13 protein-coding genes and 1 pseudogene are annotated in these 16,668 nt (G+C 71.1%); 10 read left to right on the top strand and 4 right to left on the bottom strand.

The window, feature by feature from the left end:
- Positions 1–42 precede the first annotated feature (42 nt).
- The 3 genes from ACFYW8_RS25450 to mmpA all read left to right on the top strand — a co-directional run bounded on the left by ACFYW8_RS25450 (position 43) and on the right by mmpA (position 1,572).
- Positions 43–381: a hypothetical protein gene (locus ACFYW8_RS25450; protein WP_389080331.1), complete on the top strand. Its 339-nt coding sequence runs from the start codon at positions 43–45 to the stop codon at positions 379–381.
- Positions 382–591: 210 nt separating this feature from the next.
- The gene (locus ACFYW8_RS25445; protein ID WP_389080328.1) at positions 592–1,281 is read left to right on the top strand and encodes an endonuclease V; all 690 of its coding nucleotides are present in this window, start codon (positions 592–594) and stop codon (positions 1,279–1,281) included.
- 144 nt (positions 1,282–1,425) lie between these two features.
- Positions 1,426–1,572, top strand: coding sequence for a morphogenic membrane protein MmpA (mmpA, locus tag ACFYW8_RS25440; RefSeq protein WP_389080677.1), 147 nt, complete (start codon positions 1,426–1,428; stop codon positions 1,570–1,572).
- A gap of 87 nt (positions 1,573–1,659) precedes the next feature.
- Here the strand turns inward: mmpA and ACFYW8_RS25435 are convergent, their stop codons facing one another.
- A complete protein-coding gene (locus tag ACFYW8_RS25435) occupies positions 1,660–2,832 on the bottom strand; it encodes a saccharopine dehydrogenase NADP-binding domain-containing protein (RefSeq protein ID WP_365869678.1) in 1,173 nt (390 codons plus the stop codon).
- Positions 2,833–2,976: 144 nt separating this feature from the next.
- On the opposite strand from ACFYW8_RS25435, the gene ACFYW8_RS25430 reads away from it, so the two are divergent.
- From ACFYW8_RS25430 to ACFYW8_RS25410, 5 genes are all read left to right on the top strand, one after another.
- Positions 2,977–3,357: an MmcQ/YjbR family DNA-binding protein gene (locus ACFYW8_RS25430; protein ID WP_389080324.1), complete on the top strand. Its 381-nt coding sequence runs from the start codon at positions 2,977–2,979 to the stop codon at positions 3,355–3,357.
- A gap of 128 nt (positions 3,358–3,485) precedes the next feature.
- On the top strand, positions 3,486–4,622 hold the full coding sequence (locus ACFYW8_RS25425; RefSeq protein WP_389080321.1) for a CaiB/BaiF CoA transferase family protein: 1,137 nt from the start codon (positions 3,486–3,488) through the stop codon (positions 4,620–4,622).
- A 118-nt stretch (positions 4,623–4,740) separates the two neighbouring features.
- Positions 4,741–5,883, top strand: coding sequence for an acyl-CoA dehydrogenase family protein (locus tag ACFYW8_RS25420; RefSeq protein WP_389080318.1), 1,143 nt, complete (start codon positions 4,741–4,743; stop codon positions 5,881–5,883).
- 20 nt (positions 5,884–5,903) lie between these two features.
- A complete protein-coding gene (locus ACFYW8_RS25415) occupies positions 5,904–7,118 on the top strand; it encodes an acetyl-CoA C-acetyltransferase (RefSeq protein WP_389080316.1) in 1,215 nt (404 codons plus the stop codon).
- Between the two features lie 38 nt (positions 7,119–7,156).
- Positions 7,157–9,349, top strand: a complete 2,193-nt coding sequence (locus ACFYW8_RS25410) for a 3-hydroxyacyl-CoA dehydrogenase NAD-binding domain-containing protein (protein ID WP_389080314.1) — start codon at positions 7,157–7,159, stop codon at positions 9,347–9,349.
- Positions 9,350–9,739: 390 nt separating this feature from the next.
- On the opposite strand, the gene ACFYW8_RS25405 is transcribed toward ACFYW8_RS25410, so the two are convergent.
- Positions 9,740–10,444: a MerR family transcriptional regulator gene (locus tag ACFYW8_RS25405; protein ID WP_365869685.1), complete on the bottom strand. Its 705-nt coding sequence runs from the start codon at positions 10,442–10,444 to the stop codon at positions 9,740–9,742.
- 375 nt (positions 10,445–10,819) lie between these two features.
- On the opposite strand from ACFYW8_RS25405, the gene ACFYW8_RS25400 reads away from it, so the two are divergent.
- Positions 10,820–11,743: an adenosine kinase gene (locus tag ACFYW8_RS25400; RefSeq protein WP_389080312.1), complete on the top strand. Its 924-nt coding sequence runs from the start codon at positions 10,820–10,822 to the stop codon at positions 11,741–11,743.
- Between the two features lie 128 nt (positions 11,744–11,871).
- Here ACFYW8_RS25400 and ACFYW8_RS25395 read toward each other — a convergent pair whose 3' ends face one another.
- Entirely contained in the window at positions 11,872–13,371 is a 1,500-nt protein-coding gene (locus ACFYW8_RS25395; protein ID WP_389080309.1) for a M1 family metallopeptidase, read from the bottom strand.
- Between the two features lie 183 nt (positions 13,372–13,554).
- Here ACFYW8_RS25395 and ACFYW8_RS25390 point away from each other — a divergent pair, with 183 nt between their 5' ends.
- Positions 13,555–15,513: a Xaa-Pro dipeptidyl-peptidase gene (locus ACFYW8_RS25390; RefSeq protein WP_389080305.1), complete on the top strand. Its 1,959-nt coding sequence runs from the start codon at positions 13,555–13,557 to the stop codon at positions 15,511–15,513.
- Positions 15,514–15,669: 156 nt separating this feature from the next.
- On the opposite strand, the pseudogene ACFYW8_RS25385 reads toward ACFYW8_RS25390, so the two are convergent.
- Positions 15,670–16,632 (bottom strand): annotated as a pseudogene (locus tag ACFYW8_RS25385) (FAD-dependent oxidoreductase).
- Positions 16,633–16,668 lie beyond the last annotated feature (36 nt).

Below are 16,668 nucleotides of genomic sequence, written 5' to 3'. Positions count from 1 at the left end.
AGCAGCGGACGATCGGCCCGCAGCGAACACGAGGAGACGCAGTTGAGCCACGAGAGCACGACTCCCTATGCCGACGGCGGGATCCGCTGCGACGAGCAGGGCCTCACCATCCGGCGCTACTACCCGTGGGGGACGAAGTGGATCCCCTACACCTCGATCAGAGGGGTCACCACGCTTCCCCTGACCGGCGCGAACTCGGTCCGGAAGTGGCGCATCTGGGGGTCGGGAGACCTCGTCCACTGGTGGAACCTCGATGCGCGGCGGCCCCGTAAGGACATGGCGCTCGTGATGGACGTCGGACACCGTGTACGTCCCACGATCACGCCCGACGACCCGGACGCCGTCCGGCGCATCCTCGCCGAGCGTGTCGACGGCGGGTGATCGGGACCGGCCGGCTTGCCGGAGCGCGCGCACTCGCAGGTGTCCTCAGGCGGGCCCGTAGAGCTGCCGGGCTGGTTCAGTCCCGGCCGGAACGGCTTGAGCCGGCCCCAGTCGGCTCGTCCGCGGGCCCGCGGAGAGGAGGGCCGCGGAGTGGAGGGCCGTGGACCTCGTCATCGGGGACGTCGATCAGTCATTAGGCTCGTCCCCATCATGACGACCGTGAGGATTCCCGCGGGCTGGCCCGCCACCGAGGAACAAGCCCGCCTCGTGCAGGACGAGTTGCGTGAGCGGGTGGTGCTCGACGAGCCGGGCCCGCCGCCCGGCACCGGCCGGGTGACGGGCGTCGACGTCGCCTACGACGACGAGCGGGACGTCGTGGTCGCGGCGGCCGTGGTCCTCGACGCGGCGACCCTGGAGGTCGTGGCGGAGGCCACCGCCGTCGGCCGGGTCTCCTTTCCGTACGTCCCCGGACTGCTCGCCTTCCGCGAGATCCCGGCCGTCCTGGCCGCGCTGGACGCCCTGCCCTGCCCGCCCGGACTGGTCGTCTGCGACGGGTACGGACTCGCCCACCCGCGCCGTTTCGGCCTCGCCAGTCACCTCGGCGTCCTCACCGGGCTCCCCGTGATCGGGGTCGCCAAGAACCCGTTCACCTTCTCCTACGAGGAGCCGGGCGTCCGGCGCGGCAGCGCGTCGCCGCTCCTCGCCGGCACGGACGAGGTGGGCCGCGCCCTGCGCACCCAGGACGGGATCAAGCCCGTGTTCGTGTCCGTCGGCCATCGCGTGGACCTCGACAACGCCTGCGCGCACACCCTCGCGCTCAGCCCTAAGTACCGCCTGCCGGAATCCACCCGACGCGCGGACTCGCTGTGCAGACGGGCCCTCCAGGAGGCAACCGCCTGACGTCTTCGGACTGTCGGCCGGTCCGGCGTCCCTCGACCGCCGGCCCGCCCGGTGCCTCCCACGCGGCGGCCGGGACGGTCTGAGTACGTGTTCTGAGTACTCGTACGGATGTATGAAGCCGCCATGATCGGCAAACTGATCCGTATGACGACGCACCGTGCCCCGAAGCCCGCCGCCGACCCCGCTCGGCCCGCCGAACGCGCCGTGACGGCCGCACTGGTCCTCGCCGTTCCGGCCGGACTCGCCTGGATGGGCGGGATGATCTACACGGTCATGGCCTGGGCGTCGTGAGGGTCACCCAACCCTCACGCCCGCGTCGCACCCGCCGGAGTACCCGGCCCTTCGGGATTCTTCCGGGCCCCACCTGACTTCCCGTCCCTACCGAACCGCCGCCACCCGGAAGGTGATCCCCGCCGCGCCGAGCCGTTCCAGCAGCGCGTCGCCCATTGCCACCGCCGGTGTGACCTGGCCGGACGTCTTCGGCAGCTCGTCGAGGGCGAGGGACAACGCGGACTCCGCGAGCATCTTCGCGGTCTCGTCATAGCCGGGGTCGCCGCCCGAGACCTCGGTGAACACGCGCCGGCCGCCGCCCTCACCCACGAAGCGCACCGAGAACCAGCTCTTCGCACGGCGTGCGGCGCTCGGCCCCTCGCCCGGCTTGATCCGGTCGGACAGCCAGCGGCGCGCGGGCGGCAGCTGGGCGGCGGCGAACACCGCGCTCACTCCGGCGACCCCGCCGAGGGCGATGGGCAGCCGCTCGACGGCCGCGTAGTGGCGGTAGCGGAAGTCCGGCCCGTACCGCGCCAGTGCGCGCGCCGAGCGCTGCACGACCTGGGCGTCGATCGTGGGGAGCGGCAGGGCCCACGCCCCGACCTCCGCGGCGAACCGTGGCGCGCCCAGCGGGGCTGTGACTCGGCGCTCCATCAGGCGCGGTTCGTGATGCCTGCGCTCCCTCGCCGCGGCCAGCATGTGGCGGCCACGGGCGAACTGGTTGAGCGCGGAGGCGAAGGTGCCGCCCGAGAACATCGCCTGGGAGCGCACGAATCCGTCGACCCGCAACGGCACGTCCTCCGGGAGCTGCCGCACGGTGAAGTAGGCGCCCAGGTCGTGCGGGATCGAGTCGAAGCCACAGGCGTGCACGAGCCGCGCGCCCGTCTCCCGCGCGCGTGCGTCGTGCCGGACGTACATCAGGTCCACGAACTCGGGCTCGCCGGTCAGGTCCAGGTAGTCGGTCCCGGCGTCCGCGCAGGCGGCCACCAGGTCCTCCCCGTAGGTGATGTACGGCCCCACCGTCGTGGCCACCACGCGCGCGTGGCGGGCGAGTTCGCGTACCGAATCCGGGTCCGTCACGTCCGCCCGCAGCACAGCGGGTACGCCGCCCAGCCGCTCCCGCAGTCGCTCCAGTTTCTCCGCGCTGCGCCCGGCGATCGCCCACCGGAGCCCCTCGGGCGCGTGAGCGGCCAGGTACTCCGCCGTGAGTTCCCCGACGAACCCCGTGGCTCCGAAGAGCACGATGTCGTACGCGCGGTCCGACTCGATCAGCCTGCTCATGACACCCTCCGCACTGTGGGCTGCGCTCGATCGTGCGGTGCCCGCCCGCCACGTCGTGCGCGAAGCGCCGTTGTCGGTGGCTGAGGCTAGCGTGAGGTACGAACAGTCGGACGACGAGGTCGCACGAACAGGCCGGAGGCAGCCGTGGCCGTGTCGAAAAACGCGCTGAAAAAGTGGCAGAAGGTGCGCGAGTTCGCGCTCGGCCTGCCCGGCGCCACGGAGGAGTTCCCCTGGGGCGAGACGGTCGCGAAGGTCAACAAGAAGGTCTTCGTCTTCCTCGGTCTCGACGACGGCAGCTATCCCCTGGGCGTCACGGTGAAGCTCAAGGACGAGGCGGCGCACGCCCACGCGCTCACCTCACCCGGTGCGGAGCCCGCCGGGTACGGCCTGGGCAAGGCCGGCTGGGTGCGCGTACCCCTGGAGGACCAAGGGGCTCCCGCGGCGGAGCTGCTGTGCGACTGGGTCGAGGAGAGCTATCGCGTCATAGCGCCCAAGAGAGTGATCGCGGAGCTGGACCGACGCTGATCCCGGAACCGGTCCGATACCCGTCCGGAATTTAACTAAGCGCTTGCTCGCCAAGGGCTTGCTCGAAGTGGAACACGTTCTTAACATCGCTGATGTCACATCAGTGGTGTCACAGTGCTGGGGGCTTGATGACAGCGGCAGGAACGCCGGGGCACGGTCCCCTCGCCGGGGTGCGCGTGGTCGAGCTGGCGGGCATCGGTCCCGGCCCGTTCGCCGCCATGATGCTCGCCGATCTCGGAGCGGACGTCGTCCGGGTGGACCGGCCCGGCGGCCCCGGGATCGGGGTCGATCCGGCCTACGACGTCACCAACCGCAACAAGCGGTCCGTGATCGTGGACCTCAAGTCCGAGGACGGCGCGGCGAGCGTGCTCGACCTGGCCGAACGGGCCGACATCCTGATCGAGGGCTACCGCCCCGGGGTCGCCGAGCGTCTGGGTGTCGGCCCCGAGGCCTGCCGTGCCCGCAACCCGGAGCTCGTGTACGGCCGGATGACCGGGTGGGGCCAGGAAGGCCCGCTCGCCCACCGGGCCGGGCACGACATCGCCTACATCGCGCTCACCGGCACCCTGGGCATGATCGGTGAGCCGGGTGAGCCGCCGGCGGTCCCCGCGAACCTCCTCGGCGACTACGCGGGCGGCTCCCTCTACCTCGTCGTCGGCGTCCTGGCGGCCCTTCAGCACGCGCGCGTGACCGGAGTCGGGCAGGTCGTGGACGCGGCCATCGTCGACGGCGCCGCGCACCTCTCCACGATGATCCACGGCATGATGGCCGCGGGCGCCTGGCAGGACCGGCGTCGAGCGAACCTCCTCGACGGCGCCTGCCCCTACTACGGGACCTACGCGACGGCCGACGGCCGGTACATGGCGGTAGGACCCCTGGAGCAGCGGTTCTACGACGAGTTCGTCGAACTGCTCGGCATCCCCGAACTCGGCCCCGCCCGCCAGGACCCGGCCCGCTGGGAGGAACTGCGCGAGAGCGTCGCCGCCCGTTTCAGGACCCGTACCCGGGACGAGTGGACCGCCGTCTTCGAGGGCTCCGACGCCTGCGTGGCGCCGGTCCTGTCGCTGCGCGAGGCCCCCGAGCACCCGCACCTCGCCGCCCGCGGCACCTTCGTGGACCACGGCGGCATCACCCAGCCGGCCCCCGCGCCGCGTTTCTCGGCCACTCCCACCTCGGTCCGCGGCGGTCCCGCCCAGCCGGGCGCCGACACCGCGGACGTGGCACGCGACTGGGACGTACCCCGGCTGACGAAGGACGGCGGCTGATGGAGCTCGACCGACCGCCCGCCCCCGGCGCGGACCGCGCGCCCGCGGGAACCCCCGCGAGCCCCGGAACCGCGCTTCACGAGGGTTCCCCCGCGACCTCCAGGAAGGCGTTTCCCGCATGAAGCGGCAGATCTTCACCGCCGAGCACGACGCGTTCCGCGAGACGGTGCGCACCTTCCTGGCCAAGGAGGTGCTGCCCCACTACGAGCAGTGGGAGAAGGACGGCATCGTCTCGCGCGAGGCCTGGCGGGCGGCGGGCAAGCAGGGCCTGCTCGGACTCGCCGTGCCCGAGGAGTACGGAGGCGGCGGCACCACCGACTTCCGCTACAGCGCCGTACTCGCCGAGGAGTTCACGCGCGCGGGAGCGGCGGGACTCGCCCTCGGGCTGCACAACGACATCATCGGGCCGTATCTGACGGACCTCGCCACCGAGGAGCAGAAGCGGCGGTGGCTGCCCGGCTTCTGCGACGGCACGCTCATCACGGCGATCGCCATGACCGAACCCGGCGCCGGATCGGACCTCCAGGGCATCACGACCCACGCCGAGGACAAGGGCGACCACTTCCTGCTCAACGGCTCCAAGACCTTCATCTCCAACGGCATCCTCGCCGACCTGGTGATAGTGGTCGCGAAGACCACCCCCGAAGGCGGTGCGCGCGGTCTGTCGCTGCTCGTCGTCGAACGCGGCGCGGAGGGCTTCGAGCGCGGCCGCAACCTCGACAAGATCGGCCAGAAGTCGCAGGACACGGCCGAGTTGTTCTTCAACGACGTGCGCGTGCCCAAGGAGAACCTGCTCGGCGAGCTGAACGGCGCGTTCGTCCACCTGATGACGAACCTGGCGCAGGAGCGCATGGGCATCGCCGTCGCCGCCATCGCCGGAGCCGAACACCTGCTGGAGATCACCACGCAGTACGTGAAGGAGCGCGAGGCGTTCGGGCGGCCGCTCGCGAAACTCCAGCACATCCGCTTCGAGATAGCCGAGATGGCCACCGAGTGCGCCGTCACGCGCACCTTCCTGGACCGCTGCATCGTCGACCACTCGAACGGCGAACTCGACGCGGTGCACGCCTCGATGGCCAAGTGGTGGGCGACCGAACTGCAGAAGCGCGTGGCCGACCGCTGCCTCCAACTGCACGGCGGCTACGGCTACATGACGGAGTACCGGGTCGCACGGGCCTTCACGGACGGACGCATCCAGACCATCTACGGCGGGACGACCGAGATCATGAAGGAGATCATCGGCCGCTCCCTGCTCGGCTAACCTCCCCGAAAGGCTTACCAGTGAGCACCGAAGCGTACGTGTACGACGCGATCCGCACCCCGCGCGGTCGCGGCAAGCAGACCGGCGCCCTGCACGGAACCAAGCCCATCGACCTGGTCGTCGGGCTCATCCACGAGGTGCAGCGCCGCTTCCCGGGCCTCGACCCGGCCGCCATCGACGACATCGTGCTCGGCGTCGTCGGCCCGGTCGGCGACCAGGGCTCCGACATCGCCCGTATCTCGGCGATCGCCGCCGGACTGCCCGACACGGTGGCCGGCGTCCAGGAGAACCGCTTCTGTGCCTCGGGCCTGGAAGCCGTCAACCTGGCCGCGATGAAGATCCGTTCGGGCTGGGAGGACCTGGTGCTCGCGGGCGGCGTCGAGTCGATGTCGCGGGTGCCGATGGCCTCGGACGGCGGCGCGTGGTTCGCCGACCCGATGACCAACCTGGCCACCAACTTCGTGCCGCAGGGCATCGGCGCCGACCTCATCGCCACCATCGAGGGCTTCTCGCGCCGCGACGTCGACGAGTACGCGGCCCTCTCCCAGGAGCGCGCCGCCGCGGCCGTCAAGGACGGCCGCTTCGAGAAGTCCGTCGTCCCCGTCAAGGACCGCAGCGGTCTCACGGTCCTCGACCACGACGAGTTCCTGCGCCCCGGCACGACGGCCGACTCGCTCGCCAGGCTGAAGCCGTCGTTCGCGGACATCGGCGAACTGGGCGGCTTCGACGCCGTGGCCCTGCAGAAGTACCACTGGGTCGAGCAGATCGACCACGTCCACCACGCGGGCAACTCCTCCGGCATCGTCGACGGCGCCTCACTCGTCGCCATCGGCTCCAAGGAGGTCGGCGAGCGCTACGGCCTCACCCCGCGCGCGCGGATCGTCTCCGCGGCCGTCTCCGGCTCCGAGCCCACCATCATGCTCACCGGGCCCGCGCCCGCGACCCGCAAGGCGCTCGCGAAGGCCGGGCTGACCATCGACGACATCGACCTCGTCGAGATCAACGAGGCCTTCGCGGCCGTCGTCCTGCGTTTCGTGAAGGACATGGGCCTGTCGCTGGACAAGGTCAACGTCAACGGCGGCGCCATCGCGCTCGGCCACCCGCTCGGTGCCACCGGCGCGATGATCCTCGGCACCCTCGTCGACGAACTGGAGCGCCAGGACAAGCGGTACGGCCTCGCCACCCTGTGCGTGGGCGGCGGCATGGGCATCGCCACGATCGTCGAGCGCGTCTGACCTCCCCAACGGATCAAGGATCTACGGAGCATCCCCTGATGAGCACTGAGCCCACCACCATCCGCTGGGAACAGGACGAGACCGGCGTCGTCACCCTCGTCCTCGACGACCCCAACCAGTCCGCGAACACCATGAACCAGGCCTTCAAGGACTCGATCGCGGCGGTCGCCGAGCGCGCCGAGGCCGAGAAGGACTCCATCCGCGGCATCATCTACACCTCCGCCAAGAAGACCTTCTTCGCGGGCGGCGACCTCAAGGACATGATCCAGGCGGGTCCCGAGGACGCCCAGCGGGTCTTCGAGGAAAGCACCGCCATCAAGTCCTCGCTGCGCCGCATCGAGACCCTGGGCAAACCGGTCGTCGCCGCGATCAACGGCGCGGCCCTCGGCGGCGGTTACGAGATCGCCCTCGCCTCCCACCACCGGGTCGCCCTCGACGCGCCCGGCTCCAAGATCGGCCTGCCCGAGGTAACCCTCGGCCTGCTGCCCGGCGGTGGCGGTGTCACCCGCACGGTCCGCCTCATGGGCATCGCCGACGCGCTCCTGAAGGTGCTCCTCCAGGGCACCCAGTACGCGCCGCGGCGAGCCCTGGAGAACGGTCTCGTCCATGAAGTGGCCGCGACCCGCGAGGAGATGCTCGCCAAGGCGCGCGCCTTCATCGACGCCAACCCCGAGTCCCAGCAGCCCTGGGACAAGCCGGGTCACCGGATCCCGGGCGGAACACCCGCCAACCCGAAGTTCGCGGCGAACCTGCCGGCCTTCCCGGCCAGCCTGCGCAAGCAGCTCGGCGGCGCGCCCTACCCGGCCCCGCGCAACATCCTCGCCGCCGCCGTCGAGGGCTCCCAGGTCGACTTCGAGACCGCGCTGGTCATCGAGGCCCGCTACTTCACCGAGCTGGTCACCGGCCGGACGTCGAAGAACATGGTCCAGGCGTTCTTCTTCGACCTCCAGGCCGTCAACTCCGGCGCCAACCGCCCCCAGGGCATCGAGCCGCGCCCGGTCCGCAGGGTCGCCGTCCTCGGCGCCGGGATGATGGGCGCGGGCATCGCGTACTCCTGCGCCCGCGCGGGCATCGACGTCGTCCTCAAGGACGTCTCCGCCGACGCCGCGGCCAAGGGCAGGGCGTACTCCGAGAAGCTCTGCGCCAAGGCCGTGTCCCGGGGACGTACGACCCAGGAGAAGGCCGACCAGCTGCTCGCCCGCATCACGCCCACCGCCGACCCGAACGACCTCGCCGGCTGTGACGCCGTCATCGAGGCCGTCTTCGAGGACACCGCGCTCAAGCACAAGGTGTTCCAGGAGATCCAGGGCATCGTCGAGCCCGACGCCCTGCTCTGCTCCAACACCTCGACGCTGCCCATCACCGCGCTCGCCGAGGGCGTGGAACGGCAGGAGGACTTCATCGGGCTGCACTTCTTCTCGCCCGTCGACAAGATGCCGCTCGTCGAGATCATCAAGGGCGAGCGCACCGGCGACGAGGCACTGGCCCGTGCCTTCGACCTCGTACGGCAGATCAAGAAGACCCCGATCGTCGTCAACGACTCGCGCGGCTTCTTCACCTCCCGGGTCATCGGGCACTTCATCAACGAGGGCGTCGCGATGGTGGGCGAGGGCATCGAGCCCGCCTCCGTCGAGCAGGCCGCCGCCCAGGCCGGCTACCCGGCCAAGGTGCTCTCCCTCATGGACGAGCTGACGCTCACCCTGCCGCGCAAGATCCGCAAGGAGTCGAAGCAGGCCGTCGAGGAGGCGGGCGGCACGTGGGAGACCCACCCCGCCGAGGCCGTCATCGACCGCATGGTCGACGAGTTCGGGCGCCCCGGCCGCAGCGGCGGCGCGGGCTTCTACGAGTACGGCGAGGACGGCAAGCGCACCAGGCTGTGGCCGGGCCTGCGCGAGCACTTCACGAAGGCGGGCCACGAGATCCCGTTCGAGGACATGAAGGAGCGCATGCTCTTCTCCGAGTCGCTCGACACGGTCCGGCTCGTGGAGGAAGGCGTCCTGACGTCGGTCGCCGACGCCAACATCGGCTCCATCCTCGGGATCGGCTTCCCGGGCTGGACCGGCGGTGTCCTGCAGTACATCAACGGCTACGAGGGCGCGACGGGTACCGGACCGGCCGCGTTCGCGGCCCGCGCGCGGGAGCTCGCCGAGCGCTACGGGGACCGTTTCCTCCCGCCGGCGCTGCTCGTCGAGAAGGCGGAGAGGGGCGAGCGGTTCACAGACGCGTCCTGACCGGGCCCACGCCACCCCCGGGGGCCACGCCACTCCCGGGGGTCACGCCCCCGGGCACAGATCACGCTCGGGCGCGCATCGCACGCGGTCGCGCATCGCACGCGGTCGCACGCCACATCCGGGCGCATGCCACGGGGTGACGTGTCGCCGAGTGGTATGAGGGACTTGCTCCATGGGGACGGGTACCGGACGCCGACCCGCGAACCGGTACCCGTCCACGCATGTCCGCGCCCAGGCCGTCCCGGGCACCCGTCGGCCGCGCGACCTCGTCTCCACCCTCCTCCACGTGGTCGACGAGGTCAGCGGCTTCCTGACCGGCCGGACCCGCAACGTGGCAGGCGGTTCGGCCTGCTTGCGACCGCTCGCGTCCCGGGGCGGGCCGACCCGGGATCAGGACCCGGATTCCTTGAGCCACTCCCGCAGCTCGTCCTTCAACGAGCGCTGGAACGCGGTGAGGAGCGCCTGCACGACCAGCGGCTGCATGTGCGCCGAGAGCGACTTCACCGCCGCCACCGACTCCCGTTCACCCACGGCGCCGCGCAACAGGACGGACAGTTCGTGGGCCGCCGCGCGCGAGTGCTCCAGCAGGACGGTCCGCGCGGCGAGGATCGTCTCGTCCGCGATGGGTACGTCCAGGAGCTCCACGCCGAGCTTCAGCAGCCCGGGGTCCAGCCGGACGGAGTCCCCTGTCCGCTCTATGACGCCCATCGCGGCGAGCCGCTCCAGTTCCGCGTCGCCGAGCGCCCGCCCGGCCAGCCGCTCCAGCTCCTCCCGGGTCACGTCCTCCATCGCGTCGGGCGCCCAGGAAGCCACCACGGCACGGTGGATGGCGAGGTCGTGCGCGCTCAGCCCCGGCGGCAGTCGTGTCAGATGGCGCTCGATCGCGGCCAGTGTCATGCCCTGGTGCTGCAACTCCTCGATGAGCGCGAGCCGGGCCAGATGCTCCTGACTGTAGTGGCCGACGCGACGGGGGCCGATCACGGGCGGCGGCAGCAGGCCCCGGGCGCTGTAGAAGCGGACCGTACGGACCGTGACGCCCGCCCGCGCGGCCAGTTCGTCGACCGTGAGCGTCGGCTCCTCCGTGTCCGTCGTCATGCCAGGTCCTCGCCTCTCGCCTCGTGCGGCGCGCGCCCACGGTGACCGGTGACGGCGCGGTGCAACAGTATTGCTGTCCCACCGGTGTCGTGAAAGCTTCTGTCCAGGAGCGACGTGGGTCGTGGTCCGCGGGGACGTTGAGGCAGAAGACGTGGACCACGTTGGCGGCCGGCCGCCGCCGCCCGCAACGCGATGGTGCCGCCCGCCAGGCATACGGACCGACTCGACGAGACCGGGGCGACGAGACCGGGTCAGGTCAGCGCGGCCGGTGTCGATCGGCCTGCGCGAGAAAGCGACTTGCGGAAGTTTCTGCAACGCCTTGCCGTGACGGTCGGGGACTGCTTGACTCGCTGCTCGCGTCCGAGAGGAAGAGTCATGAGCCGCGACATCGACGTCCTCGTCCTGGGCGGCGCGGGTGTGGACACCATCGTCCACGTCCCCGAACTGCCGCTTCCCTACGCCGACAGCTACATGATCCGTCCAGGCATCGAGAGCCGGGCCGGGCAGACCGGTGATTTCGTCGCGCTGGGCCTGCACGCCCTCGGCCTGCGCACGCACCACCTCGACATGCTCGGCGACGACCCCGAGGGCGACCTCGTACGAGCCCTGCACCGCGACCGGGGCATCCCGCTCACCGCGGTTCCCCAGCCCGCGGGCACGAAGCGCGCGGTCAATCTCGTCGGCCCGGACGGACGCAGACTGTCCCTGTACGACGACAGCCGCTCGCGCGAAGGGGACCGGCTTCCCGAGAAGACGGTAAGGGACCTGGCCGCGGCGAGCCGTCACGCCCATGTCTCCATCACCCACCCGTGCGCCTTCGCCCTGCAGGCACTCCGGGAGGCCGGGGTGACCCTGTCGACCGACCTGCACAACTGGGACGGCGAGAATCCCTATCACGAGCCGTTCGCCTACGCCGCCGACGTCGTGTTCGTCTCCACCACCGCCCTCGCCGACCCCGAGCGCACCATGCGGAGGATCGTGGAACGGGGCCGGGCCGAGGTGGTCGTCGCCACGGCCGGAGCCGAGGGCGCGTACCTGCTGACCGACGGCGAACTGACCCACGTCCCGGTGGTCCCGCCCCGCATGCCCGTCGTCGACTCGAACGGTGCCGGGGACTCCTTCGCGGCGGGCTTCCTCTACGGCCGTCTGTCCGGCGAACCGGTCCGGCGCTGCGCCCTGTACGGCGCGGTGGCCGGCGCCTACGCGTGCACCGTACCCGCGACCCGGGCCGACGCCATCAGCCGCGACGAACTCCTGTCCCAGGTGGCCGAGTCGGAGGAGAAGGCCACCCACAGCTGAACCACCCACAGCTGAACCACCCACAGCTGAACCACCCGCCCGCCGACGGCCGCCGCCCGCCCGTCCCCGGCGGAGACGGTCGGGGACGGGCGGGCGGGGAAGGCTCCTGGGGGCAGGTGCCCGGTGCCTCAGCCGGAGTGCACCGCGTCAGTGGCGGCGATCTTCTTCCACGACTTCGGCCGGGCCACGACACCCTCCGCTGCCGAGACGGGGGCGAGGCCCGCGCTCCGCGCCGCGGGCGCCGCCGGCTTCGACGGCTGGAACAGCCAGGTGTCGAAGAGGGTCGTGAGCGACGTGCCGGACACCCGCTCCGCGTACTTCTGGAAGTCCCCGACCGACGCGTTCCCGTACGCGTGTTCCTTCGGCCACCCCTTCAGGATGGCGAAGAAGGCGTCGTCCCCGACCTCGTTGCGCAGCGCCTGCACCGCCAGCGCGCCCCGGTCGTAGACCGCGATGTCGAACTGGTTGTCAGGCCCCGGGTCGCCGGGCGCCACCGTCCAGAACGCGTCGTCCGCCGGGTGTGAGGCGTACGTGTAGTCCGCCAGTTCCTGCGTCGTGCCCTCGCCCTCGTGCTCCGACCACAGCCACTGCGCGTAGCGCGCGAAGCCCTCGTTGATCCAGATGTCCTTCCAGCCCTTGAGCGACACGTCGTCGCCGTACCACTGGTGCGCCAACTCGTGCACGACCACCGAGGTGTTGGAGCCGTTCGCGAACTGCCGCGGGCTGTAGTAGATCCGGGTCTGGGTCTCCAGCGCGTACCCGGTGGTCGTGTTGGGGACGTAGCCGCCGGCGGAACTGAAGGGATACGGCCCGAAGTAGCCGCTCAGCCAGTCGACCAGCTCTCCCGTGCGTTCGACACTGGCGCGCGCCGCCCCGTCGTTGTCCCCGAGGTCCTTGCTGTAGGCGTTGACGACCGGGACACCGCCCTCGGACGTGCTGGTCGTGATGTCGAACTTCCCGACCGCGAGGGTGGTCAGATAGGTGGCCTGCGGCTTGTTGGACCGCCAGTTGTAGCGGGTCCAGCCGAGGCGTGAACTCGTGGACTGCAGCGTGCCGTTGGAGATCGCCTGGGTGCCGTCCGGAACGGCCACGGACACGTCGTACGTCGCCTTGTCGAGCGGGTGGTCGTTGCTCGGGTACCACCACCAGGCCGACTCGGGCTCGTCCGCCGCGACCGCCCCGTCCGGGGTGCGGTGCCAGGTCGAGAAGCCGTACGCGCTCTTCGTGGACGGCACCCCGCTGTAGCGGACGACGACGGTGACCGGCGTGCCCTTGGCCAGTGGCGTGGCCGGCGTGATCTCCAGCTCGTGCTGACCCGAGGTGGCGAACGACGCCTTCGCGCCGTTGACCCGCACCTCGCTGACGTCGAGCAGAAAGTCCAGATCGAACCGGGACAGGTCCTGCGTGGTGGTCGCCAGGAGGGTGGCCGTGCCCTCCAGTTCGTCGGTCCGCGGCTGGTACGTGAGCCGCAGGTCGTAGTGCGAGACGTCGTATCCGCCGTTGCCGTAGGCCGGGTAGTAGGGGTCGCCGATGCCCGGTGCTCCCGGCGTGTAACTTGCCGCCGATGCCGGGATCGCCAGCAGTAAGGAGGCGGCGAGGGCGCCCGGGGCGATGAGTCTGCGGTGCACGTCAAGCTCCAAGTCGTCAGGGCGTGAAGTCGGTCCGGAGCCTATTCAGTCCCGGTGGCCCCAGTCATGTCCACGGCCACCCCTGTCACACGATCGCCATTCGGCCGACATGAGTCATCCAGCCCCATGGGTCTTTCCATCTGCCCTCTGTCGCACGGGAGTTCACCGGGGTACCTTCCGCGCATGCCGATACCAGTACGCCGCATGCGCTTCATGACCTGGAGATCGCTCGCGACGGCGGCCGTTGCCGCCCTGATGGCCGCCTTACTCGTTCCGGTCGCCGCACACGGCGCCCCGCGGGAGAGCGCCCCGGTCTATTCGTACGAGAACGCGATCCGTGAGTCCGTCTGGGTCGACACCGGTCTCGACGGCGACAGCGACGGGAAGAACGACCGCGTCGCCGTCGATATCGTCCGGCCCCGTGAACTCGCCCGCCAGGGGCGCAAGGTCCCCGTGATCATGGACGCCAGCCCGTACTACTCCTGCTGCGGGCGCGGCAACGAGAGCCAGAAGAAGACGTACGACGCGAACGGCCACGTCGTCCAGATGCCGCTGTTCTACGACAACTACTTCGTGCCGCGCGGTTACGCCTTCGTCGGCGTCGACCTCGCCGGGACCGACCGCTCCGACGGCTGCGTCGACGTGGGCGGACGCTCCGACATCCAGTCCGCCAAGGCGGTGGTCGACTGGCTCAACGGCCGCGCCAAGGGCTACACCACCCGCACCGGCCCCGCCACGGCCAAAGCCGGCTGGACCAACGGCAGAACCGGCATGATCGGCAAGAGCTGGGACGGCACGATCGCCAACGGCGTCGCCGCCACCGGCGTCAAGGGTCTGAAGACCGTCGTGCCGATCAGCGCCATCTCCTCCTGGTACGACTACTACTTCGCCAAGGGGGCCCCGCTCTACGACTCCGGCCCCGACTGGCTGTCCGACTACGTCGACAGCCCCGACGCCCGCGCCAAGTGCGCCGCAGTGCAGCGGAAGCTGGTCGACCAGGCGCCGCGCACCGGCGACTGGACGTCGCTGTGGACCGAGCGCGACTACGTCAAGGACGCCGCGAAGGTGAGGGCCAGCGTCTTCCTCGTCCACGGCATGCAGGACCTCAACGTCCGCACCAAGAACTTCGGCCAGTGGTGGGACGCGCTCTCCAAGCACGGTGTGGAGCGCAAGATCTGGCTCTCCCAGACCGGTCATGTCGACCCCTTCGACTTCCGCCGCGGCGCCTGGGTCGACACCCTGCACCGCTGGTTCGACCATGAACTCCTCGGCTACGACAACGGCATCGACCACGAGCCCATGGCCGACATCGAACGCCACCCCGACCAGTGGGCCACTTCCACCGTCTGGCCGCCCCGCACCACCAGTGCCACGACCCTGCGTCCGGGCACCGGCGCGCAGCCGGGCGTCGGCACCCTCGGACTTCGCGGCAAGCCCGGAACCGAGACCTTCACCGACGACCCGAAGCTGAGCGAGACCGACTGGGCCGCGAACGTCGACCGGCCGACCCCCGACAAGGCCGGCTTCGCCACCGGGCCGCTCACCCACGACCTGAGGCTCTCCGGTTCCTCCAAGGTGACCGTCACCGCCACGCCGACCACCTCCACGGCCCATCTGTCGGCGGTACTCGTGGACCTCGGGCCGGACACCGTCCGTGACTACGCCGGCTCAGGCGAGGGCATCACCACCCTCACCGACCGCACCTGCTGGGGCCCGAGCACGGCCGGCGACAGCTCCTGCTACCAGGTGACCGAGGCGGCCAGGACCGACGTCGACTACACAGTTCTCAGCCGCGGCTGGGCCGACCTCGGCAACTACGCCTCGGACCATGGCGTCCCGCTCACGCCGGGCACCGCGTACACCATCACGCTGGACCTGGCGGCCACCGACCACGTCGTCCCGAAGGGCCACCGGCTCGCGCTGATCGTCGCGGGCACCGACAAGGATCTCATCGACCCACCCTCCAGCACGCCGACCCTGACCCTCGACCTGTCCCGCACCTCGGCCCGGGTCCCCCTGGTGGGCGGCGCCGAAGCGTTCTCGCGGGCGACGGCGGGCTCCACGGCGGCCCCGGCCGCGTCCGTCCTCGACGGCGTACGCGACCCCGGCACCGCGCTCCGCGTCCCGGGGGCGAGCCGCTGACCGGAGATTCTCCGACCGGAGCGTCTCCGATCGATGGCGCTCGAACCGGTGACGCTCCGAAGGCCGGCGCACCGAGCGGTGGCGCACCGAGCGGTGGCGCACCCAGCGGTGGCGCACCGAACGGGGCGCCACCGGAGATCCGCTGATCTCCCTCGATCAGACGGAGGCGGTCGGGCCGACGAGTTCGGCCGCCTCCCGCGCGCAACCCCACGCCACGGTCACCCCGGCACCCCCGTGCCCGTAGTTGTGCACCAACACCCGTCCGTCCGGCAGGACTTCGCGTTCCAGCCGGACGGCGTGGCGCACCGGCCGCAGTCCCACCCGATGGCCGAGCACGCGCGCCCCGGCGATCTCGGGGCGCAGCGCCGCGCACCGCCCGACGATCGCCGCCGCCACCTCCGGGTCGGGGACCCGCGACCAGTCGTCCTCGTCCATGGTGCCGCCGAGGACCAGCCGGTCAGGCTGCGGGAAGACGTACGTGGTCGTCCCGGCCGCCGGGTCCGTCGAGACGAGCCACTCACGGATCCCGGGGTTCTCGACGAGCACGAGCTGCCCGCGTACGGGCCGTACGGCCGGATCCGGGACGAGGTCGCGGGCGCCGAGGCCCGCGCAGTTGACGACGACCGGCGCGTTCGGCTCCGCGAGGTCCGTCACCGTACGTTCCTCGACCGTCCCGCCGCCCCGCAGCAGCCGCTCACGCAGATGGCGCAGATGCGTGGGCATGTCGATCAACGGCAGCCGCGCCCGCAACGCGGTACCCGGGTACTCCCGTGCCGTCGCCGCGCGCAGTCCGGGCACCCGGGCCGCCCACGACCCCAGCTCGTCCAGCCGCGTCTCGCCCATGACTCCCTCGACCAGGCGTACGCCACTCTCCTCGGGCCGTGACGCCAACTCCTCCTACACGGAGAGGGACACGAGCGCCCACTCGCGGGCGAGCGCCTTCGGCTCGACGCGATACGGCCACCACAGGGCCCCCGCAACCGCCGAGGTGGTCCGCTCGGCGGGCTCCCGCGTCCACACCCGGACCCGCCTTCCGGCCTCGGCCAGCAGCACGGCCGTCGTCAGGCCTACGACCCCGCTGCCGACCACGATCACGTCGTCGCTCCCGGGTTTCTCCATGCCGGGACGTTAGCGGAACGGGCCGTGCCGCGGTCG

It is taken from the genome of Streptomyces sp. NPDC002742 (genome assembly GCF_042888885.1).
Lineage (GTDB): Bacteria > Actinomycetota > Actinomycetes > Streptomycetales > Streptomycetaceae > Streptomyces.
This window is presented reverse-complemented; position numbering and strand designations above follow the sequence as displayed.